The sequence below is a fragment of the Sulfitobacter sp. genome (assembly GCF_036961165.1).
Classification (GTDB): Bacteria; Pseudomonadota; Alphaproteobacteria; order Rhodobacterales; family Rhodobacteraceae; genus Sulfitobacter.
The window spans coordinates 1-24,464 of record NZ_JBALVJ010000055.1; the positions used below are offsets into that span (position 1 = coordinate 1).

24 protein-coding genes, 1 tRNA gene and 1 pseudogene are annotated in these 24,464 nt (G+C 57.9%); 14 read left to right on the forward strand and 12 right to left on the reverse strand.

The window, feature by feature from the left end; all coding sequences use genetic code 11:
• Positions 1–21: 21 nt before the first annotated feature.
• Both V7730_RS17365 and V7730_RS17370 read right to left on the reverse strand, forming a co-directional pair.
• Complete coding sequence (locus tag V7730_RS17365; RefSeq protein ID WP_335748856.1) at positions 22–579, reverse strand: hypothetical protein; 558 nt, start codon at positions 577–579, stop codon at positions 22–24.
• Positions 576–1,854: pseudogene (locus V7730_RS17370) on the reverse strand (hypothetical protein). Before V7730_RS17370 ends, V7730_RS17365 begins: the two are co-directional and overlap by 4 nt.
• 106 nt (positions 1,855–1,960) lie before the next feature.
• On the opposite strand from V7730_RS17370, the gene V7730_RS17375 reads away from it, so the two are divergent.
• Positions 1,961–2,416: an MmcB family DNA repair protein gene (locus V7730_RS17375; RefSeq protein WP_335748857.1), complete on the forward strand. Its 456-nt coding sequence runs from the start codon at positions 1,961–1,963 to the stop codon at positions 2,414–2,416.
• Here V7730_RS17375 and V7730_RS17380 read toward each other — a convergent pair.
• Positions 2,413–2,613, reverse strand: a complete 201-nt coding sequence (locus V7730_RS17380) for a DUF6324 family protein (RefSeq protein ID WP_335748858.1) — start codon at positions 2,611–2,613, stop codon at positions 2,413–2,415. The genes V7730_RS17375 and V7730_RS17380 overlap by 4 nt on opposite strands.
• Positions 2,614–2,696: 83 nt before the next feature.
• Between V7730_RS17380 and V7730_RS17385 the strand changes: the two genes are divergently transcribed.
• Positions 2,697–3,179, forward strand: coding sequence for a GNAT family N-acetyltransferase (locus V7730_RS17385; protein ID WP_335748859.1), 483 nt, complete (start codon positions 2,697–2,699; stop codon positions 3,177–3,179).
• Positions 3,180–3,330: 151 nt separating this feature from the next.
• A tRNA-His gene (locus V7730_RS17390) sits at positions 3,331–3,407 on the forward strand.
• Between the two features lie 64 nt (positions 3,408–3,471).
• On the opposite strand, the gene V7730_RS17395 is transcribed toward V7730_RS17390, so the two are convergent.
• Positions 3,472–3,756, reverse strand: a complete 285-nt coding sequence (locus V7730_RS17395; protein WP_335748860.1) for a DUF6476 family protein — start codon at positions 3,754–3,756, stop codon at positions 3,472–3,474.
• On the opposite strand from V7730_RS17395, the gene V7730_RS17400 reads away from it, so the two are divergent.
• The 3 genes from V7730_RS17400 to V7730_RS17410 all read left to right on the forward strand — a co-directional run bounded on the left by V7730_RS17400 (position 3,755) and on the right by V7730_RS17410 (position 6,277).
• A complete protein-coding gene (locus V7730_RS17400) occupies positions 3,755–4,789 on the forward strand; it encodes an RluA family pseudouridine synthase (protein WP_335748861.1) in 1,035 nt (344 codons plus the stop codon). The genes V7730_RS17395 and V7730_RS17400 overlap by 2 nt on opposite strands.
• 171 nt (positions 4,790–4,960) lie before the next feature.
• Positions 4,961–5,857: an RNA polymerase sigma factor RpoH gene (rpoH, locus tag V7730_RS17405; protein ID WP_335748862.1), complete on the forward strand. Its 897-nt coding sequence runs from the start codon at positions 4,961–4,963 to the stop codon at positions 5,855–5,857.
• 150 nt (positions 5,858–6,007) lie between these two features.
• Positions 6,008–6,277, forward strand: a complete 270-nt coding sequence (locus V7730_RS17410) for a DksA/TraR family C4-type zinc finger protein (protein ID WP_335748863.1) — start codon at positions 6,008–6,010, stop codon at positions 6,275–6,277.
• Between the two features lie 231 nt (positions 6,278–6,508).
• Here V7730_RS17410 and V7730_RS17415 read toward each other — a convergent pair whose 3' ends face one another.
• The 5 genes from V7730_RS17415 to V7730_RS17435 all read right to left on the reverse strand — a co-directional run bounded on the left by V7730_RS17415 (position 6,509) and on the right by V7730_RS17435 (position 12,319).
• Positions 6,509–8,329, reverse strand: coding sequence for a M3 family oligoendopeptidase (locus V7730_RS17415; RefSeq protein ID WP_335748864.1), 1,821 nt, complete (start codon positions 8,327–8,329; stop codon positions 6,509–6,511).
• Between the two features lie 81 nt (positions 8,330–8,410).
• Positions 8,411–10,009, reverse strand: coding sequence for an ATP-dependent DNA ligase (locus V7730_RS17420; RefSeq protein WP_335748865.1), 1,599 nt, complete (start codon positions 10,007–10,009; stop codon positions 8,411–8,413).
• Positions 10,006–11,031 carry a ligase-associated DNA damage response exonuclease gene (locus tag V7730_RS17425; protein ID WP_335748866.1) on the reverse strand — a complete coding sequence of 342 codons (1,026 nt, stop codon included), beginning with the start codon at positions 11,029–11,031 and terminating at the stop codon, positions 10,006–10,008. The genes V7730_RS17420 and V7730_RS17425 overlap by 4 nt, the downstream gene beginning before the upstream one ends.
• 38 nt (positions 11,032–11,069) lie before the next feature.
• Positions 11,070–12,017 (reverse strand): alpha/beta hydrolase, encoded by a 948-nt coding sequence (locus V7730_RS17430; RefSeq protein ID WP_335748867.1) that lies wholly within the window; start codon positions 12,015–12,017, stop codon positions 11,070–11,072.
• 11 nt (positions 12,018–12,028) lie between these two features.
• A complete protein-coding gene (locus V7730_RS17435; RefSeq protein WP_335748868.1) occupies positions 12,029–12,319 on the reverse strand; it encodes an SCP2 sterol-binding domain-containing protein in 291 nt (96 codons plus the stop codon).
• A 74-nt stretch (positions 12,320–12,393) separates the two neighbouring features.
• On the opposite strand from V7730_RS17435, the gene V7730_RS17440 reads away from it, so the two are divergent.
• From V7730_RS17440 to V7730_RS17460, 5 genes are all read left to right on the forward strand, one after another.
• Positions 12,394–12,951, forward strand: coding sequence for a tetratricopeptide repeat protein (locus V7730_RS17440; protein ID WP_335748869.1), 558 nt, complete (start codon positions 12,394–12,396; stop codon positions 12,949–12,951).
• Positions 12,952–12,970: 19 nt separating this feature from the next.
• The gene (locus tag V7730_RS17445; protein WP_443070237.1) at positions 12,971–15,868 is read left to right on the forward strand and encodes a helicase-related protein; all 2,898 of its coding nucleotides are present in this window, start codon (positions 12,971–12,973) and stop codon (positions 15,866–15,868) included.
• A complete protein-coding gene (locus tag V7730_RS17450; RefSeq protein ID WP_335748870.1) occupies positions 15,865–16,254 on the forward strand; it encodes an RNA-binding S4 domain-containing protein in 390 nt (129 codons plus the stop codon). Before V7730_RS17445 ends, V7730_RS17450 begins: the two co-directional genes overlap by 4 nt.
• A gap of 54 nt (positions 16,255–16,308) precedes the next feature.
• The gene (fdxA, locus tag V7730_RS17455) at positions 16,309–16,644 is read left to right on the forward strand and encodes a ferredoxin FdxA (protein ID WP_335748871.1); all 336 of its coding nucleotides are present in this window, start codon (positions 16,309–16,311) and stop codon (positions 16,642–16,644) included.
• A gap of 262 nt (positions 16,645–16,906) precedes the next feature.
• A complete protein-coding gene (locus tag V7730_RS17460) occupies positions 16,907–17,419 on the forward strand; it encodes a CarD family transcriptional regulator (RefSeq protein WP_335748872.1) in 513 nt (170 codons plus the stop codon).
• Between the two features lie 59 nt (positions 17,420–17,478).
• Here V7730_RS17460 and cobS read toward each other — a convergent pair whose 3' ends face one another.
• Positions 17,479–18,228 carry an adenosylcobinamide-GDP ribazoletransferase gene (gene cobS / locus V7730_RS17465; protein WP_335748873.1) on the reverse strand — a complete coding sequence of 250 codons (750 nt, stop codon included), beginning with the start codon at positions 18,226–18,228 and terminating at the stop codon, positions 17,479–17,481.
• A gap of 81 nt (positions 18,229–18,309) precedes the next feature.
• Between cobS and cobT the strand changes: the two genes are divergently transcribed.
• On the forward strand, positions 18,310–19,320 hold the full coding sequence (gene cobT / locus V7730_RS17470) for a nicotinate-nucleotide--dimethylbenzimidazole phosphoribosyltransferase (RefSeq protein WP_335748874.1): 1,011 nt from the start codon (positions 18,310–18,312) through the stop codon (positions 19,318–19,320).
• A gap of 10 nt (positions 19,321–19,330) precedes the next feature.
• Here cobT and V7730_RS17475 read toward each other — a convergent pair whose 3' ends face one another.
• Together V7730_RS17475 and V7730_RS17480 are read right to left on the reverse strand one after the other, a co-directional pair.
• Complete coding sequence (locus V7730_RS17475) at positions 19,331–21,238, reverse strand: monovalent cation:proton antiporter-2 (CPA2) family protein (protein WP_335748875.1); 1,908 nt, start codon at positions 21,236–21,238, stop codon at positions 19,331–19,333.
• A 25-nt stretch (positions 21,239–21,263) separates the two neighbouring features.
• Positions 21,264–21,719: an Lrp/AsnC family transcriptional regulator gene (locus V7730_RS17480; RefSeq protein WP_335748876.1), complete on the reverse strand. Its 456-nt coding sequence runs from the start codon at positions 21,717–21,719 to the stop codon at positions 21,264–21,266.
• 139 nt (positions 21,720–21,858) lie between these two features.
• Here V7730_RS17480 and hppD point away from each other — a divergent pair, with 139 nt between their 5' ends.
• Together hppD and V7730_RS17490 are read left to right on the forward strand one after the other, a co-directional pair.
• The gene (hppD, locus tag V7730_RS17485; protein ID WP_335748877.1) at positions 21,859–22,953 is read left to right on the forward strand and encodes a 4-hydroxyphenylpyruvate dioxygenase; all 1,095 of its coding nucleotides are present in this window, start codon (positions 21,859–21,861) and stop codon (positions 22,951–22,953) included.
• Between the two features lie 546 nt (positions 22,954–23,499).
• The coding region (locus V7730_RS17490) for an IS30 family transposase (RefSeq protein ID WP_335748878.1) at positions 23,500–24,464 on the forward strand (965 nt) is incomplete at its 3' end.

Genomic DNA, 24,464 nt, shown 5'->3' on the forward strand with positions numbered 1-24,464 from the left:
GCGACAAGACAATCTCGCCGCTCACGTGGTGCAGTATTCCACCGGCGTTCTCACCCCGACGAATGCACCTTCCGGAACAGAGCGCTGCACACCTGCCGCAAGGAGATAGGGGCAGGCGGAATAGCAAATGTCCTCTTTGCGCATTTCGGTATTCAGACCGGCATTTCTTAGGGCGCGGCCCAGTATCAACGCGTCCTGAACCGAACCGCCGGGAGAGTTGAGAATTGCGCGGGTAGGGGACGGGGACAATTCCTCAATCTGATTTACGATCCGTAGGGCGTCACCATCAGTAATTGCGCCCTCCAGCAGCACTGCCTCTCCCCCGGCAACGACTGTCAGCAGCAGACGCTCGGGCAGGGGATCACGACTGGCGGGCACCGCGCGGTTGGGCGAAAAGCGGCGGGTTTGGTCGCCGGGGCGCACAGGATCAGACAGCGAAGGGGCTGTCGGCCCCATGCGCGGCAGGCTGAACCCGTCTTGCAGATCGCCAATGACCAGCAGGCCACCCAGCACTAGCTGGAAAACCAGAAGGCCCGTAAGCACACGACCGACAGAGGCATGTTTGCGCACAATACTCATTCGGCGGCGGTTTTGTTGGGCTGCGCGATGGTGGCCACTGACGAAGCGGCATCTTCTTTCATGGCTTGGTCCATCTCTTTCATCACTGCGATCGCTGCGCGCAGTTCAGCCAAGGTAAGGCTATCCTCTACGGCAGTGCCTTCGCGGCCAAGGCGGATAGCGCTTTGAGTGATGGCAAGGATGAACACAAGCACTGTTGGCAGCAGGTCAATCGCGATGGCGCCGGCCCATGATGGTACAAAGTTGCGCGCATACAGGATCACGGCATCGGCTGAGGAGATTGGCGTATACGTCGTTTCTGGCGGAGCGGGCAGGGACTGCACTGCTTGGGCTGCGCGTCCAAGGGTCTGCGCCCGTTGCGCTAGGACTTCGAGAACAGAGGTGATCGTCGCTGCCTGATCGCCGCGTGTCTCTGCAGAGCGGCCGTCAAGTTCGGGCAGAACCACTGAGGCTGAAAGATCTTGCGCCGCCCGCTCGACCAAGGACGCCACGGAAAGTTGACGCATTTGCGTAATCAGCCCCGCCAGACACACAGCCTGCTCCGAGAACTCGACCGAGCGCGTCTCAACCGGTCCGGCCTCTACCGTCAACGCCCGCATACGGCTGAGAATGGCGTTGCCTTCGATAAAGGCGGATTGCACCAGCGGGGTTTGAGAGGCGATCTGTGTTTCTAGCCCTGCAAGCTCGCTCGCCTTTTGACGCAGGACACGGAACACCGCACCGCGACCTGCAAGACCCGACAGGTTACCCGTGGCCTCCTCTTCACTCAGGTCTTCGAAAGACTGGCGCACGCGGGCTACGTCCCGCTCAAGCCCTTGGGCGGATAGGGCAACCTCATGCGCACGCTCAAGAGAGACCTGATAATCCTGTACCGTTTTCGCCAAATGCTGCTCAACCGCTGCAGAGCCTGCAAGGGCGGCGGCGTTCAGTCAACTCGACATGGCAATGATCGCGATAGAGCCGAGGCCCATCGCACCCATCAACCCGACCCGCGCGCGCGCCCCGCACAGCAGGAAACAAGCGCAGCATGTAGGACCAAAATACAAAAATCCCGACCGACACCGCAACGGAGTAGGCGATTGCGGCAAACGTGCTCATCGCGCCATTGTCATCCAGCAGCGAAGATACACCCAGATAGGTATAGATGCCCGAAGTGACGGCCAGCACGCCCAATGCGGTCCCCGAGAAAGTATCAAGCCAGCTCAGATGTCCTTCAAGTTCGCGCGCGTAGCGCACACCACGGGCGCGGGCGGAGGGGTCTTCAAGATCGCTCATCAGGGTATCCTTGCTAAACTTCTTAGTAAAATAGGTACGCCTGCGCAAAAGGCCAAGGCGGGGCAGAGGGCTTGCATATGTTCACGATATTTTCATAAAAGATCCCATGATGGAAACGCCCCCGCTTCTTCAACCTGGCCAGCTATTGCAACGCGGCGTCTCTCGCCATTTGGCGAGCTACGGATTCGCTTGTGTGGAAGAATTGGTCCCCACCCGTGGTTTGCGCGTGGATGTCATGGCGTTGGGGCCCAAGGGCGAGATTTGGGTGGTAGAATGCAAATCAAGCTGCGTTGATTTCACCTCTGACAGTAAATGGCAGGGCTATCTGGAATGGGCCGACCGGTTCTTCTTTGCCGTGAACGAACATTTTCCGATCGAACTTTTGCCAGAAGATCACGGGCTGATCATCGGCGACGCTTACACCGCAGAGATCGTCCGCATGGCACCAGAGGCCAAGCTTGCGCCGGCGCGGCGCAAGGTGATGGTGCAAAAATTTGCAGTCACGGCGGCGCGGCGCCTACAGGTGCTGCGCGATCCTGACATGCATCCGGATTGGGATTAGCGGCGCTTTTTACCACCAGCTTGGCGGGCGCGGGCAGCAGCAGCCATGATTTCTTCTGCAATCTCGTGGGCTTCATCAGGTGTGAAATCCATAGGAATTTCAATGCCTTCGCCTTCGATGAATAAACGAACCATACCTTTGTCGGTAGGGCCGATTTGCAGGTTGGCTTCAATATCGCGTTCGTCGTTGATGCCCATGGGATGTTCCTTTGCCTTCCGAGGTGGATACCGCTACCGCCAGAACGGTTGAAAGGCAAGCAGTTGTGCGCCAAGTTGGCAGTATGATCCAGATAGAAATACGTCCGTTTACCGCAGATGATCGCGACTGGCTCGTTGCGTCGCATATCGAAATTTACGAGAAGGAAGAGGGGTTTGATGCAAGTTTTGGTGTGTTGGTAGCCCAGATCATTGATGATTTTCTGGCAAAGCATGATCCGCAAAGCGAACGCGGCTGGATCGCTTGGGATGGCGCGCAGAGGCTCGGCTCGATCTTTTGTGTGCGTATGGGGCCGCAGACCGCCAAACTGCGCCTTTTCCAGTTGCTTCCGCAAGCCCGTGGGCTGGGGCTGGGTCACCTGATGTTGCAGACCTGTACAGAGTTTGCGCGTGCTCATGGGTACACAGAGATGAAGTTGTCGACCCACAAAAGCCACGAGGCTGCGAACGCACTCTATCTACGCAACGGCTGGGAGATCATCGACGAACAGGCGATCACGAATTACGGGCAACTGCTTATTGAGCGTGTGATGCGCCTTTCGCTCTAGCGCGTGGTGCGCGGCACAGACGCTTTGAGAGCCATTGTGTGCAACTGCATTGGGACTGCCAGCTGCATCCGTTCTCAAAATTTATATACGGCGTAATTTTCTGATAACGGGCGTTGACGTCCCGCGCTGCCGAGATTAAGACCACCGCAGTGCCGGGGTAGCTCAATTGGTTAGAGCGCGTGGTTGTGGTCCACGAGGCAGTTGGTTCGAAACCATCCCCCGGTACCACTTTCAACAAAATCAAAGATTGTTGTGAATGCAGGGCGAGCGTTTTCGGGTTGAAACGCAGCGCCTACTTAATATCGACGGTTTGACGCAGCGCGCCTGTCATCCTGTCAAAGATAAGAATCCTGTTGTCATCCGTCACCACGGCGTACCAATCAGCCGCTTGGGTGAAAGCAGTCGCGGTTGCGCCGTCTGGCAATGCAATTTCCGAGGGTAAAACTGGTGTATCGCGGCCCAGACGCGTGACAAGCAGTCCGATAACGATTACCACGCCAAAAATCATCACTGTTGTCAGCACCGTGACCATGCGCCGCAAAAAGCGCAGATTGGCCGGTTCGGGAAGATCATCCATGTCACACCGCCGCATTACATTCATTCTTGGCGAAACACCGCCACCCCGCCTTGATAAGGCGCTTGCGCGCGATGTGCCAGAGGAGGCGGCGCTTTCGCGCACGCGACTGGGCCGTTTGATCGAGCAGGGCGTAGTGTTCGTCAATAACGAGGTCCAGCGCGATCCGCGCGCGGTGGTCGGCGAGGGCGCCAAGATTGATATCGATGTGGAGGAGGCGCAGGAGAGCCATATCTTGCCCGAAGAGATTCCCCTAGATGTCGTGTTTGAGGACGACGATCTGATCGTGATCAACAAGCCTTCGGGCATGGTAGTGCATCCTGCACCCGGCTCGCCCTCTGGAACGCTGGTAAATGCGCTGCTGGCGCACTGTGGCGATGACCTGTCAGGTGTGGGCGGTATGAAACGGCCCGGGATTGTGCACCGGATCGACAAGGAAACATCGGGCCTGCTGGTTGTGGCCAAGTCGGATGCGGCGCATCACGGATTGGCAAAACAGTTTGAGGCTCACACGGTTGAGCGTTACTACCGTACTCTGGTCTACGGTGTGCCAGACGCCAACGATCCGCGTCTGCGCGGCGTTAAGGGCACAAATTTCGAGCCCGGCAATATCCTCAAGATCACCACGCAACTGGCCCGTCACAAGACTGATCGCCAGCGCCAAGCAGTGCTGTTCAACGGCGGCAGGCACGCGGTTACGCGGGCGCGCACAGTGGCGCGCTTTGGCACGCCGCCGGTGTTGGCGCTGATGGAATGCTGGTTGGAGACGGGGCGCACCCACCAGATTCGTGTGCATCTGACGCATGCCGGCCACGGCCTTGTCGGTGACCCGACGTATGGCGGCAAACGCAAAATCGCGCGTACAGCATTGCCAGAGGCATTGGCGCAAGCGGTCAAGGACTTCCCGCGTCAGGCTTTGCACGCAGCAGTTTTGGGATTCACACACCCTATTAGCGGCGAAGCGATCCGGTTTGAGGCCCCTCTGCCAGCCGACATGGCCGATCTTTTGGCGCTGTTGGAGCCGACACGGGCCTGACAGTGTCTGAGGATCGCACAAATCCGTGATAAAAAGACGGGATCATTTTCTCTTCATCGTTGTTGTGTAAGTATGAATGATACAGCATCCGGCGATCTTGTATCGCTTGGGTGCAGACCCCATATGGATGTTAAGCCCTGTTACATGGGCGCCAGGGAAAGGACTTGAGCCATGGCCAACTATGCAAATCTGCCAGCGCCAACACCGGAAGGCGGCCTAAACCGCTATATGCAGGAAATTCGCAAGTTTCCGCTGCTGGAGCCGGAAGAAGAATATATGCTCGCCAAGCGCTGGGTCGAGCAGGAAGATACCGAAGCTGCGCACCGCATGGTGACGTCGCACCTGCGTTTGGCGGCCAAGATTGCCATGGGCTATCGCGGCTATGGCTTGCCGCAGGCCGAGGTGATCTCGGAAGCGAACGTAGGTCTGATGCAGGCAGTTAAACGTTTCGACCCCGAGAAGGGCTTCCGCCTTGCAACCTACGCCATGTGGTGGATTCGGGCGAGCATTCAGGAATACATCCTGCGCTCCTGGAGCCTTGTGAAACTTGGTACGACCTCCGGCCAGAAAAAGCTTTTTTTCAACCTGCGCAAAGCCAAAAACAAGATTGGTGCGCTGGAAGAAGGCGATCTACGCCCTGAAAACGTCAAGACCATTGCGACACAGTTGGGTGTGACCGAGGCTGAAGTGATCTCGATGAACCGGCGTATGTCGGGCGGTGATGCATCGCTCAACGCGACTGTTGGTTCCGAGGGTGAAGGCACCATGGAGTGGCAGGATTGGCTTGAGGATGACAACGCGAATCAGGCCAGCGATTACGAAGCGCGCGATGAGCTTGAGACACGTCGTGAGATGTTGGCCGAAGCGATGGATGTGTTGAACGACCGTGAGAAAGATATCCTGATGCAGCGTCGTCTGTCAGACGAGACGATAACACTGGAAGATCTCAGCGGCCAATATGACGTGAGCCGCGAGCGTATTCGCCAGATTGAGGTGCGTGCCTTTGAAAAACTGCAAAAGCGCATGCGTGAGCTGGCGCAAGAAAAGGGTATGGCTGCGGCTGAATAAAGTCGCTGTCTTGAAGTATATGTAAGTGATGTGGGGGCGCTGCCCCTGCAGCCTTTGCCCGCTCCATCTGAGCTACTGAAGCTTAAAGAACTAGATGCAATGCGCGAAGCGATTGCGCAGGACGGAAAAAGGAGCTGAAAGGAAGCGGATATGGCTGGCGGGTGGGCGCGGGATGGCGCTGTAGCAGAACAGATCGAAGCATCGATCAATGATGAGCTTTCACGCCTTAAAGCGCAGCGTAGGCCGGTAGGGGAAAGCCTTACCCACTGCGCCGAATGTGAAGAACCGATACCGCAAGCCAGACGAGAGGCATTGCCGGGGGTAAAGCTTTGCATCGAATGCGTGCGCGAGCGTGATAAGTCCTTTCAATCGCGCAGCGGGATCAACCGGCGCGGCAGCAAAGACAGCCAGTTGAAGTGACCCATAGGTCGAAACTCGCAGCCCCCCCCCTGACAGAATTTATGAAATTTGGCGCCTCGGTTCTGGTATTCGGAAACCGAAGAAGCAGATGCGATTTGTCTAAATCGGCGGTGCAAACCACCTCTTGTTAACGACGGACCTGGCGCTTGGAGGTTGTTTTTCACTCTGCACCATCATAATTGTTCCCTTTGGTCGCCAGCCCGAACGGATGGCGACCAATCAGTTGAATGTTTAGTCTTCCATTGCTTCCAACTCGTCGATGAAGCCCGAGATCATCGACAAACCTTTGTCCCAGAAGGCGGGATCAGAGGCATCAAGGCCGAAGGGCGCCAGCAGCTCTTTGTGGTGCTTTGAACCACCAGCTTTGAGCATGTCGAAATATTTGTCCTCGAACCCTTCGGCGCCTTCCGCATAGACGGCATAAAGCGCGTTCACGAGGCCGTCACCAAAGGCGTAGGCGTAGACGTAGAAGGGCGAGTGGATGAAGTGCGGGATATAAGCCCAGAAGGTCTCGTACCCGTCTATGAATTCAAACTCTGGCCCAAGGCTCTCGGCTTGGACGCTCATCCACAGGGCGTTGATGTCATCTGGCGTCAGTTCGCCGCCGCGGCGCGCGGCGTGCAGTTTGCACTCGAAATCGTAGAACGCGATTTGGCGGACGACCGTGTTGATCATATCCTCGACCTTGCCAGCCAGTAGGACCTTACGTTCTGCCTTGGATTTGGCGTTCTCCAGCATCTTGCGGAAGGTCAGCATTTCGCCAAAGACAGAAGCCGTTTCGGCCAGTGTAAGCGGAGTAGAGGAAAGCATCTCACCTTGGCCTGCGGCCAGCACTTGGTGCACGCCGTGGCCCAACTCATGCGCAAGGGTCATCACATCACGCGGCTTGCCCAGATAGTTGAGCATAACATAGGGGTGGACGTCTGTGACGGTTGGGTGGGCGAACGCTCCAGGCGCCTTGCCCGGTTTCACACCTGCATCAATCCAGCCTTTGCGGAAGAACGGCTCGGCCAGTTCACCCATGCGTGGATCAAAGGCGCTGTAAGCGTCCATCACTATCTTTTCAGCCGTTGGCCAATCGACGATCTTGGGGTCTTCCATGGGCAGGGGCGCGTTGCGATCCCAGACCTGCATTTTGTCCAGCCCCAGCCATTTCTTCTTCAGCGCATAGTAGCGGTGCGAGAGCTTTGGATAGGCTTTGACCACTGCGTTACGCAGGGCTTCGACCACTTCAGGCTCTACTTGATTGGACAGGTGGCGACCGGTTTGTGCAGTCTCCATCCCGCGCCAGCGATCCATGATCTCTTTTTCTTTGGCTTGCGTGTTGTGCACACGTGCGAAGGTTTTAACGTTCTCGCCAAAGACTTCGGCCAGCTCGCGTGCGCCAGCTTCGCGGGTGTCGCGGTCGGGGTCGGTGAGCAGATTAAGGGTGCCCTCAATGCCCAGCGTCTCACCGTTCACGTCAAACTTGAGGCCCGCGATTGTCTCATCGAACAGCCGCTCCCAAGCGTCGCCAACAACGCCAAGGTCGTGCAGGAATTTTTCCATCTCGTCGCTAAGCTGGTAGGGCTTCATCGCACGGATGCGGTCGAAAACGGGTTTGTAGCGGGCAAGGTCCGCATTCTCGGCCAGCAGCGCATCAAGGTGCGCATCCTCCAGCCGGTTTAGCTCCAGCGTGAAAAAGACCAACGGCGTGGTGAAATTGGTGATCTTTTCCTGCATATCGGACATGAATTTCGCGCGACCGGAATCTGTGGTCAGCTGATAATAGCGCAAACCGGCATAGGACATGATGCGCCCTGCGATCTGATTGATCTTCTCGTTGCGCAGCACGCAGTCCAGCAGACCCGCGGCGTCCAGAGTGGCGAGTTTGTCTTCGTAGTCGGTGGCGAAGCTGGCACACGCCTGCTCCAGCCAGTCCAGATCGCGCTTCAGTTCTGTTGCATCCTCACCCGTGTAGAGGTCATCAAGGTTCCAATCTGGCAGATTGCCAAAGGGGGATTTTGTGCCGGAAGCATTGGCATCGTAAACTGGCGTGGGCAGGTGAAACATCGAGGTATCCTTTGATCGTTTGGAGCATAGGTAGGCATGCAGCGGCGAAGGGGCAAGCCGTGAAGGGGCGCAAACAGCGTGCTAGCCGTAAAGGCGCAGCATTTCATTAAGATCGCCAAGTGTGTTGGCCTCTGCCAAGGGCTTATCCTTGCGCCAGCGCAGCATGCGCGGAAAGCGTAGGGCCACGCCGGATTTGTGGCGGCTAGAGGCTTGAATGCCCTCAAACGCGATCTCGAACACATGATGCGGCGTGACCTGCCGTACGGGGCCAAAGCGTTGCAGCGTGTTTTTGCGTACCCAAGCAGTGATTTCGCGGAACTCCTTATCCGTGAGGCCCGAATAGGCTTTGGTAAAGGGAACAAGCGCCTCTCCGTCACGCACCGCGAAGGTGAAATCAGTGAACAGGTTGGCACGGCGGCCCGAGCCTGACTGCGCATAGACCATCACGGCGTCGATGGTTAGTGGGGCCAGCTTCCATTTCCACCAGTCGCCCTTTTTGCGGCCTGCCAGATAGGGGCTATCCGCGCGTTTTAGCATCAACCCTTCGGCATAAGCGTCGCGGGCACCGTCACGGAAGCCTTGCAGATCTTCAGCCGTTTCAAACGGCAGTTGCGGTGACAGTTTGAGCGGCGCATCGACAGGCAGATCGGTGCAAGCGGCCTCTAGCAGTGCTCGTCGTTCGGCGAATGGACGGGATCGAATATCCTCACCCTCCCATTCCAGCAGGTCATAGGCGTAAAGAATAACCGGCGCTTCTTTCAGCAGCTTTTTGGGCACGGTTTTGCGCCCGATGCGTGGTTGCAGGGTGTTGAAGCTTGCTTGGTGCTTAGCGCCCTCGTGCCAGACCAGCAGCTCACCATCCAAGACGGTGCCATCGGGTAGATAATCCACCGCGCGGGCCAATTCCGGAAAGCGGTCCGTCATCAATTCTTCACCGCGCGACCAGACATAATGCGCACCGCCGCGTAGGATCAGTTGGCCACGGATGCCGTCCCACTTCCATTCCGCACGCCAATTGCTAAGGCCGTCCAGTGTTTCAGGGCCGCCCTCCAGCGCATAGGCCAGATAGAAGGGATAGGGGCGCGATGCATCGGCTGTGGCGTCCTGCGCCTCGATCAATGCGTGCCATGTTGTGTCGTCGGGATGCCAGTTGCCCATTAGGCGGTGGGCCAGTTCCGCCTCATCCCTGTCCGTTGCGTGGGCCAATGCGCGGGTCATCAACTTTTGACTGACGCCTACGCGCATCCCGCCTGTGATCAGCTTGTTGAAGATAAACCGCTCCGTCCCGCCAAGGCGCGTCCACGCATCCAGAACAAAGGCCTTCTTGGCCTCGTCATCGGCTTTATAGATCTCGCGCAGGTCATTGATCCATTGCGAAAGGGAGCGGTTATCGGTGGTCTTGTTCGGGGGAAGGACAAGGGCGATGGTTTCTGCCAGGTCACCAACAACGGGATAGCATTCCTCAAAGAGCCAGAGCGGGATGCCCGCCATCTCAGCCCCCCATTCGCGCAAGCGCGTTGTGGTGACAGCGCGTTTCGGACGACGCCCAGAAAAAAGCGCTATCGTCCAAAGCTTGTCTATGTCATCGGCTGCCTTAAAATAGTCGGCTAAGGCGTTGACTTTAATGGTGGTCTTGGTGCTTTGATCGATGGTGTTGAACAGCTGTGCAAAGACCTTCATGCGGCCTCTCCATTGTCTTCGGATGGGTCTAGGTTCTCCCCCTCGAACTGGGTGGGAACGACGCGGGCGTTCCAGCCATTTTCATTCAGGTATCGCGTGAATGTATCGGTGTAACCATGAGTTACATATATATTTTCTGATTCTGTCTGTTCGATCGCCCATAGCAGCCCGGACCAGTCTGCATGATCCGATATAACAAAGCCCCGATCGCCCGCACGGCGACGGCGCACGCCGCGCATCGCCATCCAGCCAGAGGCAAAGCCGCTCTCTTGCGGGCCAAAGCGTTTGGACCATGCAGACCCCAATGCGGAGGGCGGTGCGATGACCATCGCGCCGGGGTGGGTTTTGGCGCTCACCTCTTTGTCAGCCAGCACTGTCTCGGGCAGCACGATGCCCTGAGCACGCATGACCGCGTTCGTATTTTCGACAGCTGTGTGGCACAGAATCTGGCCGATTTCGGGGTCCAGCATCGACATCAGCCTTTGCGCTTTGCCGAGTGAATAGGCGCCCAGAACGGCTGTCTTCCCCGCCTGTGCGCAGCTGCGCCACCAGTCGTTCAGTTGGGCCGCGACCACCTCCTGCGGTTCCCAGTGGAAGACGGGCAGGCCAAACGTACTTTCTGTGATGAAGTGATGACAGCGCACAGGCTCGAAGGGAGCGCTGAGGCCATCGTCGATGATCTTGTAGTCCCCTGAAGCCACCCAGACCTCTCCGGCCACCTCGACGCGGATTTGGGCGGAGCCGGGTACATGGCCTGCGGGGTGAAAGGACACTGTTGCCCCGCCAATGCGCCGCTGCTCGCCATAGGCGATGCCATCGGCCTCGATCTCTCCCAGACGGTGGCGGATGACGGGCAGGGCGTCATGTGTGGCCAGATAACGGCCCATGCCCCCGCGTGCATGATCAGAATGGCCGTGGGTGATCAGCGCACGGTCAACGCGGCGCCACGGATCAATGTAGAAATCACCGGCGGGGCAATAAATGCCTTCAAGGGTAAAAGTAAGGACAGGATCATGGGTCATGCCCAGTTACCTAGGTTCCTGCGCGCGCAGGGCCAGTCCTATCCTGTGGTTGTGTTGAGAAACAGCGCTGCTATCTCGTCAAAGATGGGCTGTCGTATGGCGGGCAACTCCATGAGCACTTCATGCTCTCCGCCCTCCACCATGCGCAATTGGCCGCCTTTCCAATTCGCCATCCGGGTCTCGATGCGGGGCACATCGACGATCCGCTCATTGCTGCCGACATAGGCGATGCAGGGCAGGTTCGGGGCAGCGCGTTGGGATAGATGTTTGGTCTCTGCCAACGCTTCACGCAGCCAGACATAGCTTGGACCGCCGAGCTTTAGCTCTGGATGGGCGTTGATCTGGTCGCGCATCATGTCAAACATCTCCTCATCGGTGGTGAGCAGATTGTCATCGAAAGGCGCTGTCAGAACATAAGGCTCTCGCTTTGTGCCAACCGGCAGGCGGTGCCCTTGATTGAACTTTGGCATAAATGTGCTGAGAAGCTGTGCGGGCAAGCGCTTGTGCGGAGACATATAGATCCCCCACATCGGGCCGGTGAACGCCGCAGCCTGAACTGCCAGTCCTTCCATCGCAGCGCGCAGACCGATGCAGCCACCCATGGAGTGGGCGACCAGAAAATAAGGGCGCGGCAGGTTGAGCGCCCGCGCGGCACGCATTACGGCTGCCACGTCTTTTTGATAATCTGGGAAATGGTAGATGTGGCCGGTGAGAGGGTCCTCAAGGAGCCGGTCTGCCAGACCTTGCCCACGCCAGTCGACCGTTATGGAAGCAAGACCTCGTTTGGCGAACTCTGCGGCGCAATCCCCATATTTTTCGATATATTCGGTGCGTCCGGGGAAGATCAGAACAGTGCCGCGCGCGCCCGCTTTTTCCCAGACACCCAGACGGATTTTGACCCCGTCGGAGGTTTCGGCCCAATACGCCGCCGCCGGATCCGGTCCGGGGTGGATGTCTGTGTAAATAGGGGCGGGCGCGAGCGGCATATCAGGTTAAATCACGCGAGTGCAGCGGCCAGTTTCATCGCCATACCCATGTCGCCGTCAATTTTGAGCTTGCCTGTCATGAAAGCAGATGTCGGGTTGGTTTCACCGTCCATCATGCCTTGAAAAGTCTCTGGGTCTGCACTGAGAGTTACGTCGGCTTCTTCATCACCAGCGTGCACGCCGCTGTCGTCAACCATTACGCAGCCTTCGCCTTCGATGTCGAACTTGACGGTGCCGCCGACATCCACGCCAGACATCTTCTCGCTCAGCATTTTTACCGCTTCGTTAATCACTTCACTCATTTTTGGCCCTTTTTTGGCAAATAGGGCGGAGGTCTCTGGAAATCGCTCCACCACCTGTTACATTCATTTTTGTTATGCGTATGAATATCGTCAACCTCAAACATACCGTCGCGGCAATTGGTGCTGTTGTGTTGCTCTGCAACCCTGTGTTCGCGCAGGATCGGATCGATACGCTGCTGGAAACGCTGCGCACCGCACCGGCTGAACAGGCCCAAGCGGCCCAGCGCGATGTGGAGCGGGAATGGGCGCGGTCCGGCTCTGCCTCGATGGACCTTCTGCTCAAACGCGGACGCGAAGCATTGGCGGTGGGGGAATTGGCTGTGGCGATAGATCATTTGACCGCTTTGACTGATCATGCGCCGGATTTCGCCGAAGGCTATCATGCCCGTGCGACTGCCTATTACCGTGCTGATCTGTATGGACCTGCGCTGGATGATCTGGAGACGGCTCTGGCGCTCAACCCTGACAGTTACAACGCGATATTCGGCCTTGGCGTGCTCTTTGAAGAACTGGGCGACAGCCGCCATGCCGCACAACTTTACCGCCGTGCTCTGGCGATAAACCCGCATCACGAGAATGCCGAGAAGGCGCTTGAACAGCTCAAAACCGAAGGTATTGGGCGGACCCTCTGATCCAAGTGAGGAAACTGCGGTGAATACGCAAGGCAGGGTTGTGGCCGTTATAGGTCCGACCAATACCGGCAAAACGACCTATGCGATCGAGCGGATGCTGGCGCACCGGACAGGGGTTATCGGCCTGCCGCTGCGCTTGTTGGCGCGCGAGGTCTATGACCGCATTGTTGCGCTGCGCGGCCCTTCAGTGGTGGCGCTGGTTACAGGCGAAGAACGGATTGTGCCGCCCCGCACCCAATACTGGGTCTGCACCGTCGAGGCGATGCCCGAAGGTATGGGCGCAGATTTCGTGGCCGTGGACGAAATCCAGCTGTGTGCTGATCCAGAGCGCGGCCATGTATTTACCGACCGGTTGCTGCGCATGAGGGGCCTGCACGAGACGCTGTTCATGGGCTCTGACACCATGCGCGGTACCATTGCAGCGCTTGTGCCGGAGGCGCAGTTCGTTCGGCGCGACCGGATGTCGGAATTAACCTATTCAGGTCCGAAAAAGATAAGTCGGATGCGCCCACGCAGTGCAATTGTCGGGTTTTCGGTTGAGAATGTATATGCCATCGCAGAGCTGATCCGCCGCCAAAAGGGCGGTGCGGCGGTGGTTATGGGCGCACTTTCTCCGCGCACACGCAACGCGCAGGTCGCCATGTATCAAAATGGCGAGGTCGATTATCTGGTGGCCACAGATGCCATCGGTATGGGGCTCAATCTTGATGTTGATCATGTGGCGTTCTCTAGTTTGAGCAAGTTTGACGGGCACCGGATGCGACCCCTCGCTCCAAATGAGCTGGCACAGATCGCTGGTCGGGCAGGGCGCGGCATGAAGAACGGCACCTTCGGTGTCACCGGCGATGCACCACCGCTGGATGACGGCGTGGCGCGGGCAATTATGGATCACCAGTTCACGCCGCAAAATAAGATCAATTGGCGCAACCCGCGCCTTCAGTTTGGCTCAATCGACCGGCTGGTGATGTCGCTCGAAGAGGGACCGGACCATGAGCGTTTGGTCAAAGCGCGCGAGGCAGACGATCTGCGCGCGCTCAAGGCGTTGGGCGAGGATGCAGAGGTGGCTGCGCGCTGCACGGATGGCCCGTCGGTCAAACTGTTGTGGGACGTCTGCCGTATCCCCGATTTCCGCGGCATCAGCCATGCGGAACATGCAAGCCTGCTGGAGATTATTTTCAACTACCTGCACCAGCGCGGCAGCCTCCCCGATGACTGGCTTGCACGACAAATTAAGCGCATAGATCGAACCGATGGCGACATTGATGCGTTGTCCAAGCGACTGGCGTTTATTCGCACTTGGACTTACGTTACCCAGCGCAAAGGGTGGACAAATGACGAAAGCCATTGGCGCGGACAAGCTCGTGTCGTAGAAGACAGACTGTCGGACGCCTTGCACGAACGTCTGACCCAGAGATTTGTAGATCGGCGCACATCCGTGCTTTTGCGCCGGCTAGGACAGAAGGAAGCCATGGTGGCCGAAGTTAATGATACCGGTGAAGTGACCGTCGAAGGCGAATTTGTAGGCAAGCTGGACGGTTTCCGTTTCCGCGCAGACAAGGGCGCTGGTACGGCCGAAACGAAGACGATCAAAACAGCAGCCTTGCAGGCGCTGGCGCCGCAGTTCCATCTGCGCGCGGATCGCTTTTACAATGCGCCGGATACGGAGATAGATTTCACCGAGCAGGGCGGCCTTATGTGGGGCAGTTCTGCGGTGGGCAAACTGGTGCCCGGCTCTGACGGTCTGAAGCCGCGCGTCGAGGTTTTTGTGGACGATGTAGCCGGTCCGGAGGTTGCACAGAAGGTGCAGCGCCGCTTGCAACACTTCATCGATCGCAAGATTGCAAGCCTGTTCGATTCGCTGATCGCCCTGCAAAAGGACGAAGCGTTGACCGGCCTTGCACGGGGCTTTGCCTTCCGCATGGTGGAAAGCTTTGGCGTGCTATCGCGCGCCGATATCGCCGACGAAGTGAAGGCGCTGGATCAGGATGCACGGGGCGCGCTGCGCAAGCACGGCATCCGCTTTGGCCAGTTCACAATCTTCCTGCCGCTCCTGCTCAAGCCCGCGCCGACGCGTCTGCGCCTGGTGCTGTGGTCATTGACCAAAGGCCTGTCAGAATTCCCCGAATCGCCTCCTCCGGGTTTGGTGACCATTCCGGTTGAAGCAGGTGCTCCTGCTGGGTCTGACACAATGGCCGGTTACCGCAACGCGGGCACCCGTGCGATCCGGATTGATATGCTTGAGCGTCTGGCCGACATGCTGCGCGGTGAAGATTCGCGCGGCGGCTTTGAAGCAAAAGCCGATATGCTGTCAATCTCGGGCACCACGCTTGAACAGTTTGCCGACCTGATGAAGGGTCTTGGCTACAACGCCGAAGCGGGTCAGCGGGCCAAGGTTAAGTCAGTAACGCAAGTTATGCCCGAAGCGGCCAAGGATCTGCCTGCTGACACACCAATTATGGATGTTTCCGATGCTGCTCCAGCTGGCGGGATCATAGAACAGCCTGTGCCACCGTCACCTGCCGATGTGCCGGAAGGCACAGAGACCATCATGGACGAAGGTACTGCCCCGATTGCGGCAGAGCCCGAGGATCAGGGTGAGGTCGCCGCAGCCATCACCGAGATGTCCGAAGGCGAGACGCCCCAAGGTACAGCCGCTGACGCCCAGATCGCGGGCGCAGAGATGGAGATGTTCTACACCTTCACTTGGGCTCGTGCGCCGCGCCACCAACCGGCAGGTGGTGATCGTCCCAAAGGCAAAGGCAAGCCAAACCCACGTGGCAAAAAAGGTCCGCGCGACGGAGCAAAGGGCGGCAACAAGAGCCAGAACTTTTCGGCGCGTCCACCAAAGGCTGAAAAGAAGATCGACCCTGACAACCCGTTCGCTGCGGCTCTCATGGGCCTCAAAACTAACAAGTGAGCGAGGCGACTACGGAAAAACTGCGTCTCGACAAGTGGTTGTGGTACGCGCGGTTCTATAAAACACGCTCTCTGGCGGCAAGTATTGTCGCCGGAGGTGCCGTCCGCATCAACGGCACGCCTGCATCCAAGCGCAGCACCACCATCACTGCCGGTGATGTACTGACTTTCACCAAAGACGATCATATTCGCGTGATCCGGGTCGAAGCCTGCGGCACACGGCGCGGTCCGGCACCAGAAGCGCAGGCTTTATATACCGATATGGCGCCTCCGGAACGCAGATCCGAGGACAAAGTCCCACATAATCCGGCATTTGAGGGAAAAGGTCGTCCGACCAAACGGGACCGGCGACAGCTTGATCTTTCTAAGGCACGCCACCTTGAATGATTGTGCCCGCTGAATTAGCTACTTCCCAAGCCAACTTGATTGAGACATTCACCCATGACCTATATCGTGAACGACGCCTGCATCGCCTGTAAATACACCGACTGTGTAGAAGTTTGCCCGGTGGATTGCTTTTATGAAGGCGAGAACATGCTCGTGATCCATCCGGACGAGTGTATCGACTGTGGTGTGTGTGAGCCCGAGTGTCCTGCAGACGCGATCCGCCCTGATACAGAGCCGGACATGGAGAAGTGGGTTGAGTTTAACCGGAAGTACTCCGAGCTTTGGCCGGTTATCATTACCAAGAAAGATCCGCTGCCCACTGCCGAAGATATGGACGGCAAAGAGGGCAAGATGGATCAGTTCTCAGAGGCACCCGGCGAAGGCGGCTGAGGCCGACACAGGCGATTCGGCGCGCATCAGGCATTTAAGCTCTGTAGCGTTGCTGCATTGGCTTTTGGGCCCCTTTCTTAGGGGCCTTTTTTGTGTTATAGTACCGCTAATGACATCTTGTTTCACACATATAGACGCCGCTCTGCCACGGCGCATCTGACACCCAAATTTCAGCACAGCATGCGCGGGCTATTGCCCGCTGGTTGCTGTGCGCTTTTGCGCTTTCCCTGGCAAGGGGGGCCATCTTAGGAGCCTGAAGAGTATGACCAAATCGAAAAAGCTTGATTTCCGCCCTAACGAGTTCGTTGTTTATCCTGCACATGGCGTCGGGCAGATCGTATCGGTTGAAGAGCAGGAAGTTGCCGGCATCACGCTGGAGCTGTTCGTTATCTCGTTCGAAAAGGACAAGATGACCCTGCGTGTTCCAACATACAAAGCGACTGAAATCGGCATGCGCGCGCTTAGCTCGCCTGACGTGATCACCCACGCGATGAAAACCCTCAAAGGTAAGGCCAAGGTCAAGAAGGCCATGTGGTCGCGCCGCGCGCAGGAGTATGAGCAAAAGATCAACTCTGGTGATCTGATCGCGATTGCCGAGGTCGTTCGCGACCTGCACCGCACCGACGACCAGCGCGAGCAGTCCTATTCCGAGCGTCAGCTTTACGAAGCCGCACTTGAACGTTTGACTCGCGAAGTGGCCGCCGTTTCTGGTGGTGACGAGATCGCGGCTGCCAAGCAGGTTGGTGATGTGCTGGAAAGCCGTATCGCCGCTTAATCAGCGACATTGAAGTGAAAAGCCGCGCTAGCTAGTTCTGGCGCGGCTTTTTTATTGCGCTAAAGCAAGCTGGCGCAGGCCAAAAGAATGGCGGTCTCACTCAGCTGTTGCGTTGCCCCCAGCACATCGCCGGTCTGTCCGCCGATTTTGCGTTTGGCCAGCACTCCCATGCCTGCACCCACCGTAAAGGTGAGCGGAACGGCCATCACAGCCGTTGCCCCAAGGCAGATCAAGGCAATGGCGGCGCCCAGGAAACATCCAAGTCCGGCAGTTTGTATAGACGGTCGCCCAACGCTTTGGGACAGCCCGTCATGGCGGGCGTGGGGCAGGGCGCTCATCAGCACGGGCATCATGCTCCGCGAGAGCGCGCCTGCGGCCAGCAATGCCAGTGGACCGCTTTGCAGCAACACAGCCAAGGCGCTTAGGCGGAGGGTGAAGACCACGACCAACGCCAACACGCCATAGCTGCCAATCTGGCTGTCGCGCATAATTTCAAGGCGCCGTTCGGGTTTAAACCCGCCCCAGAACCCGTCGAAGACATCTGCCAGCCCGTCCTCGTGCATCGCACCTGTCAGGACCATCATGCTTCCCAACGCCAGCGCCGCGGCACCCAGAGCGGGAAGACCAAGCAAATGCGCGAGATGACCGGTCAGCGCGCCAACTGCTCCGACCCCAAGGCCGATAAGCGGATAGGCCCACACCGCGCGCGCGCCCTGCGCGAAGGCGTCCTGCGGCAAGTGTGGCAACGGCAGGCGCGTCAGCAGCACAGTGGCGAGCCAAAGCTGGCGGAAGTGGTCGTTTTTATTCATAGGGTTGCCCCTTTCAACGCTTGTGAGCAGCGCCTCATTGGGTAAACAGACGGCAACGGTCTGGCAATGAGGGTTTTAAAGATGGCTGAGTTTTCTGATCTGGACGGGTTTCGCGCCGCACTTGCGGCGTTGCCGCAGCAGGATAGCACGGCCCGCGCAGGCGCTACCGAGCGTAATGCCCAGTTGACCAAGCCACCCGGTGCCTTGGGCCGGCTTGAGGACGTTGCCCAGTGGTACGCCGCTTGGCGCGGCAATCCGGCACCTCGCATCACATCACCTCAGATCATCGTCTTTGCCGGCAACCACGGCGTGGCGGCGCAGGGCGTGTCGGCTTTTCCACCCGAAGTGACCGAACAGATGGTCCTCAATTTCCAGCACGGAGGCGCGGCGATCAACCAACTTGCCCGCGTTGCAGGCGCGCATCTGGACGTGCACGCGCTAGAGCTTGACCGCCCGACAGATGATTTCACGCAAGGCCCAGCCATGTCCGAGGCTGACGTCGTTGCAGCCCTTGCAGCAGGCTGGGACGCGGTACGCGGGGACACCGATCTGCTGGTGGTGGGTGAAATGGGGATTGGCAATACAACGCCTGCTGCGGCGCTTGCTGCCGCGTTGCTGGGCGGAGAGGCCGCGGATTGGACAGGGCGTGGTACAGGCGTGGACGATGCGGGCCTTGTGAACAAAACCCGCGTGGTCGCCGAAGGGCTTGCCTTGCACAAAGGGCAGGGCGATGGGATCGAGACGCTACGCCGTTTGGGTGGGCGCGAGCTGGCGGCGATGGCGGGTGCCATTGGGCGGGCGCGCAGCCTGCGGATTCCGGTTATTCTTGACGGATTTATCTGCACCTCGGCAGCGGCCTGTCTGGCCTATACCCGTGAGGGATCGTTGGATCACTGCATCGCAGGCCACGTGAGTGCCGAAGGCGCGCATCCGCGTCTGCTAGAGGCGCTGGACAAGGCGCCGCTGCTGTCGCTCGGGCTGCGGTTGGGAGAAGCCTCTGGCGCCGCGCTGGCGATCAACATCGTGAAGGCCGCGCTAGAGTGTCACAGTGGCATGGCCACCTTCGCCGAAGCGGGTGTTAGCGGCGCCTAAGCACCTGAACCTATAAGGCTTTCTTTTGATCGTCCTCTTCAGAGCGATTCAGAAAAGCTGTCTCCAAATCTTTCTCAAGCTCTTTGGCGCGGGCCACATAGGCCTTGTTGTCGGCGGGGGCTACGTCAGGGAGCCACAGCTGCGCAAGCTCGCGGATGGACATGCGGTCATGGTGATAGAAGATGCGCTGCGCTTCGGCTGCTTCATATTCGGACAGGCCTAGGTTTTCGAGCACGTAGCGCCCTGCACGCAGGGAGCTGTCGAACATCTCTCGCACGATGTCATTCGCGCCGGCCTGATATAGGTGGTAAACATCCGTCCGGTCATGGGCGCGGGCGACGATGTGCAGGTCAGGCCGTTGAGCGCGGGCATACTGTACCAAAGCACGTGCCGATTTGCGATCATCCAGTGCCACAACCAGAACACGCGCATCCGCAAGCCCCGCCTTGCGCAGGATGTCGGGGCGGGTCGGATCGCCCAGAAACGCCTTGAACCCGAAACGGCGCATCACAGCGATGGTCTCGGGGCTGTGGTCCAACACGACTGTCTCAAACCCCGAAGCCTGCACCAGTCGGTTCACGATCTGACCAAAGCGGCCGACGCCGGCGATGATGACGGGGCCTTCCTCGTCGATCTCGTCGTCAGGTGGGCGGCTGGTGGCATCGGCACTTCGTTTGGATATGAAGTCATGCAAGATAAACAGCAGCGGCGTGATCAGCATGGTCAGCGCAATGACCAGCAGCAGTACCTCAGCCACGCCATCGGGAATTACGCCAGTTGTCACCGAGAAGCTCACCAGCACAAACCCGAATTCGCCCGCTTGGGCCAGACCCAGGGCAAACAACCATTGGTCACGGCCATGCAGTTTGAACAGGCGGCCCAACACAAACAGGATGATCCCTTTGACCAGGATCACAAGCAGAGCCATGCCAAGAATGATGACAAAGTCCGATGCCAGAAGCTCAAAATTGATGCCTGCGCCGACAGTGATGAAAAACAGCCCCAGCAGCAGCCCTTTGAAGGGCTCAAGGTCGGTCTCAAGCTCATGGCGGAATTCGGAGCTGGCAAGTACCACACCCGCAAGAAACGCACCAAGCGCAGGGGAGAGACCCACAAGCATCATGGTGAAAGAGATACCAACAACAATGAGTAGCGCGAGCGCGGTGTACATCTCGCGCAGCTTGGCCGCATGGATGTAGCGAAACACGGGGCGGGTGAAGAACACGCCGGTGATGATGATCCCTGCGATGGCACCCACTGTCACCAATGTAATGCCCCAAGCGGGCAGGCTGTTGATAAAGGAAATCGCGACATCGGCGGGGCCTGCATCGCTTGGGGCATGGGCGGCATCAGGCGTAGTTTCCAAGATGATCGACCCGTCCGGTGCCATAATCGTCGACGGCAGCGTCACCGCGATCAGCGGCAGGAAGGCCAGCATCGGGATCACTGCGATATCCTGCGCCAATAGTACCGAAAAGACCGAGCGCCCGCCCTTGGTCTGCATCAGGCCCTTTTCCGTCAAGGTCTGCAGAACAATCGCGGTGGAGCTGAGTGATAGCGTCAGGCCAATGGCCAAGGCCACACCCCATGGCTGATTATACGCCATTGCGATCCCCATAAGAGCCAGCGTGCTAAGCCCGACCTGTAGGCCACCCAACCCCAACAGCTTGTGACGCATGTCCCACAGCGCCCTCGGCTCAAGCTCTAGCCCGATAAGGAACAGCATCATAACCACGCCAAATTCTGCGAAGTGCTGGAGGTCCTTCGTCTCGGCTCCGACAAGACCCAGTACGGGGCCGATCAGGATGCCCGCGGCAAGGTATCCCAGAACCGAGCCAAGGCCGAGACGCGCCGCGATCGGCACCGCGATAACAGCGGCAGCAAGATAGATAGTTGCTTGAAACAGAAAACCTTCCATGGGGGTCCTTCAGGGGGCTTATGGGTCAGACGGGGAGGGGACCATCGCGTTTGAGTTGGTCCATGACGATTTGGCTGTGGACACGTGCAACCGCCTTGTGAGGCAGCAGAACTTCGTGAATCAGCCGGTTAAGGGCGGGTAGATCTTCACAATAGACGCGTAGCAGGTAATCCGCATCCCCCGTCATTGTCCACGCGCTCACAATCTCGGCACGATTGGCGATCAACCGCGCAAAGCTAGCTGACTGTTCAGGGCCGTGCGTGCCCAGATGCACCTGAACAAAGCCCTGCACGGCAAGACCCAACATCCGTGGATCAAGCCGCGCGGTATAACCGCGGATCACGCCTTCGGCCTCAAGTTTTTGGCGGCGACGGCCAGCCTGTGACGCGGATAGGTTGAGCGCCTCACCTAGTTCATGGGCGGTCAGATGTGCGTTCTTTTGCAGCGCTGAAAGCAGGCGCTTGTCGATTTCATCAGTCATTGCGCGGCTCTTTCGCATATATTGCACTCAATATGCGTCAACTGCGCGAAATTTACTAGATCAGTGTCGATAAATGCGCAAATGCCGTGTGGCGGTGCGGTTATGGTGGAAAAAATTCACATGACCGAGGAGATCAGCCATGGGTCCGTTCCCGCACGATGCACCAAAATCCACCGTCACTCCGGAAAACCCCGCAGGCACGGATGGTTTCGAATTTGTCGAATTCGCATCGCCAAACCCAGAAGAGCTGCGCGAAGTGTTCCGCAAGATGGGCTATACCCATGTTGCAAATCACAAAACTAAAGGCATCGAGCTTTGGCAACAGGGTGATATCACCTATGTGCTGACCCATGACACAGACAGCTTTGCTGCTGGGTTCGTTGATCTGCACGGCCCCTGCGCCCCCTCGATGGGGTGGCGCGTGGTGGATGCGCAAAAGGCGTTTGCCCATGCGCTTGCCAATGGCGCCGAGGAATACAAAGGCGATGGCAAGGTGCTTGATCTGCCGGCAATCATGGGGATTGGTGGGTCACTTCTGTACTTCGTCGACCAGTATTATGACACGTCGCCTTATAACTGGGAGTATGACTGGATCGCCCAGTCCAAACCGGAAGGGGTGGGGTTCTACTATCTCGATCACCTGACGCACAATGTGTTCAAAGGGAACATGGACAAGTGGTTCAAGTTCTACGGCGATCTGTTCAACTTTCGCGAAATCCGGTTTTTTGACATCGCGGGCAAGTTCACGGGCCTGTTCAGCCGCGCGCTGACGTCGCCTTGTGGTCGTATCCGTATTCCGCTGAACGAAGACCGCGGTGAGACGGGCCAGATTGTGGCCTACCTTAAGAAGTACAATGGTGAGGGCATCCAGCACATCGCTGTGGGTGCGCGCAACGTTTACGATTCCACAGATGCGATTGCGGAAAACGGGCTGAAGTTCATGCCTGGTCCTCCTGACGCTTACTATGAGCTGAGCAAAACCCGCGTTGCCGACCATGAGGAGCCCCTCGACCGGATGCGCAAAAATGGCATCCTGATTGATGGTGAAGGCGTTGTGGATGGCGGAGAGACACGGATTCTGCTGCAAATTTTCTCCAAAACAGTTATCGGGCCAATCTTTTTCGAATTTATCGAACGCAAGGGCGATGACGGTTTTGGCGAAGGGAACTTTAAGGCGCTGTTCGAAAGCATCGAGCAAGAGCAGATCGACAGCGGAGAATTGGTGGCTGACTAATCCACTGTCACGCTATGTGATCTGAATGTGCGCGGGACATTGTCCTGCGCATTTCTTTTCCCAATTACCCACCAAACGAAATCTGGGCCAAAAGCGCCGAGCGTATGTGAAATCACGTACAGGACTGCAACGCGGACAATGCAGCCCTTTAGTTCCCCCCCTACAAGATGAGGATGCGGCCCAAGCTATTGAGCAGCGAAACGTACCGAATTAACTTGATCTTGTCGTCACGAAGCTGGCACGCTTAAGTCTGGAGCCTTCCATATCAGGAACCTGACTTCAAACTATTGAAAACTGCACTTAAGAAAGTGGCGTGGTCGAGCCGCGTCATTCGGTGGTTTGCCTTTTGACTTCTGAAAGATTTACCAAAGGTAATTCTCCATGCTGTTCAACAAACTGAAACTACTTTTCGTTCTTTTCCTGCTGGGTGGCTGCGCGGTCAATTCCGGCCCTACGAGTTACTACGAAGCCAACCCTGCGGATGGCCCTGCTTAGGCTCAAGTTAGAAGTGCGACACCGACAGCCCGAAGGGCATAGGATGTTGCTATGGAAAAACACTATAAGCACCTGAACGCCGAGGAACGTGGCGTGATCCTTGCGGAACATCAGCGGGGATCGAGCCTTCGTCAGATCGGTCGGATTGTTGGGAGGCATCACGGCACTATCGGGCTTGAACTGACGCGGGGTGCTACACCTGACGGGTATGATCCACATGTGGCGAGGCTGGCTCGTGATGCGGCACAGCTGCGCTCGAGACGACGGCGCAAACTGGTTCCCGAGGCTCCGTTCTATGACTGGGTGCGCAACCGTTTGATTCATTGGTGCTGGTCGCCGGAGCAGATCGCGGCCAGACTCCGGCGCATGCATCCAGATGATCCCAGTCAGCGCATTAGTCACGAAGCGATCTATGCCGCGATCTATGCGCAGCCGCGGGGAAGCTTGAAGACGCTGATGATCGAGGCGCTGCGGCAGGCTAAACCAAAGCGCGGAGCCTGGCGCACCCCGCTTGCCGGGTCTGCTATGGTTCCAGAAACGCTGCGTATTATTTATCGCCCGGAAGACGTTGAGGCGCGCCTAGTTCACGGCCACTGGGAAGGAGACCTGATCAAGGGCGCTTTCAACCGGTCGGCGGTGGGCACGGTGGTCGAGCGCAAGACGCGCTTCTTCATTCTCAGCAAGATGAACGGCTGCACCGCCAGCACCGCCCTTGAAGGTTTTACGCGACAGATGAAACGGTTGCCCGTGGCGCTAAGACGGTCGATGACCTATGATAGAGGATCGGAAATGGCCTGCCATCCTGAGTTGTCTCGTCGTCTCAAGATTGACATCTGGTTCTGCGATCCGCACGCGCCTTGGCGGCGTGGCTCAAACGAAAACACCAACGGACTGCTCCGCCAGTTCTTCCCGAAAGGCACTGACCTGAGTGATCTCAGTCAAACCGCACTGAACGACGTTGCGGTGTTTGTCAAAGGTGTTGTCCGCCGATTTCATGCGGCGTCTCTGATTTCAGG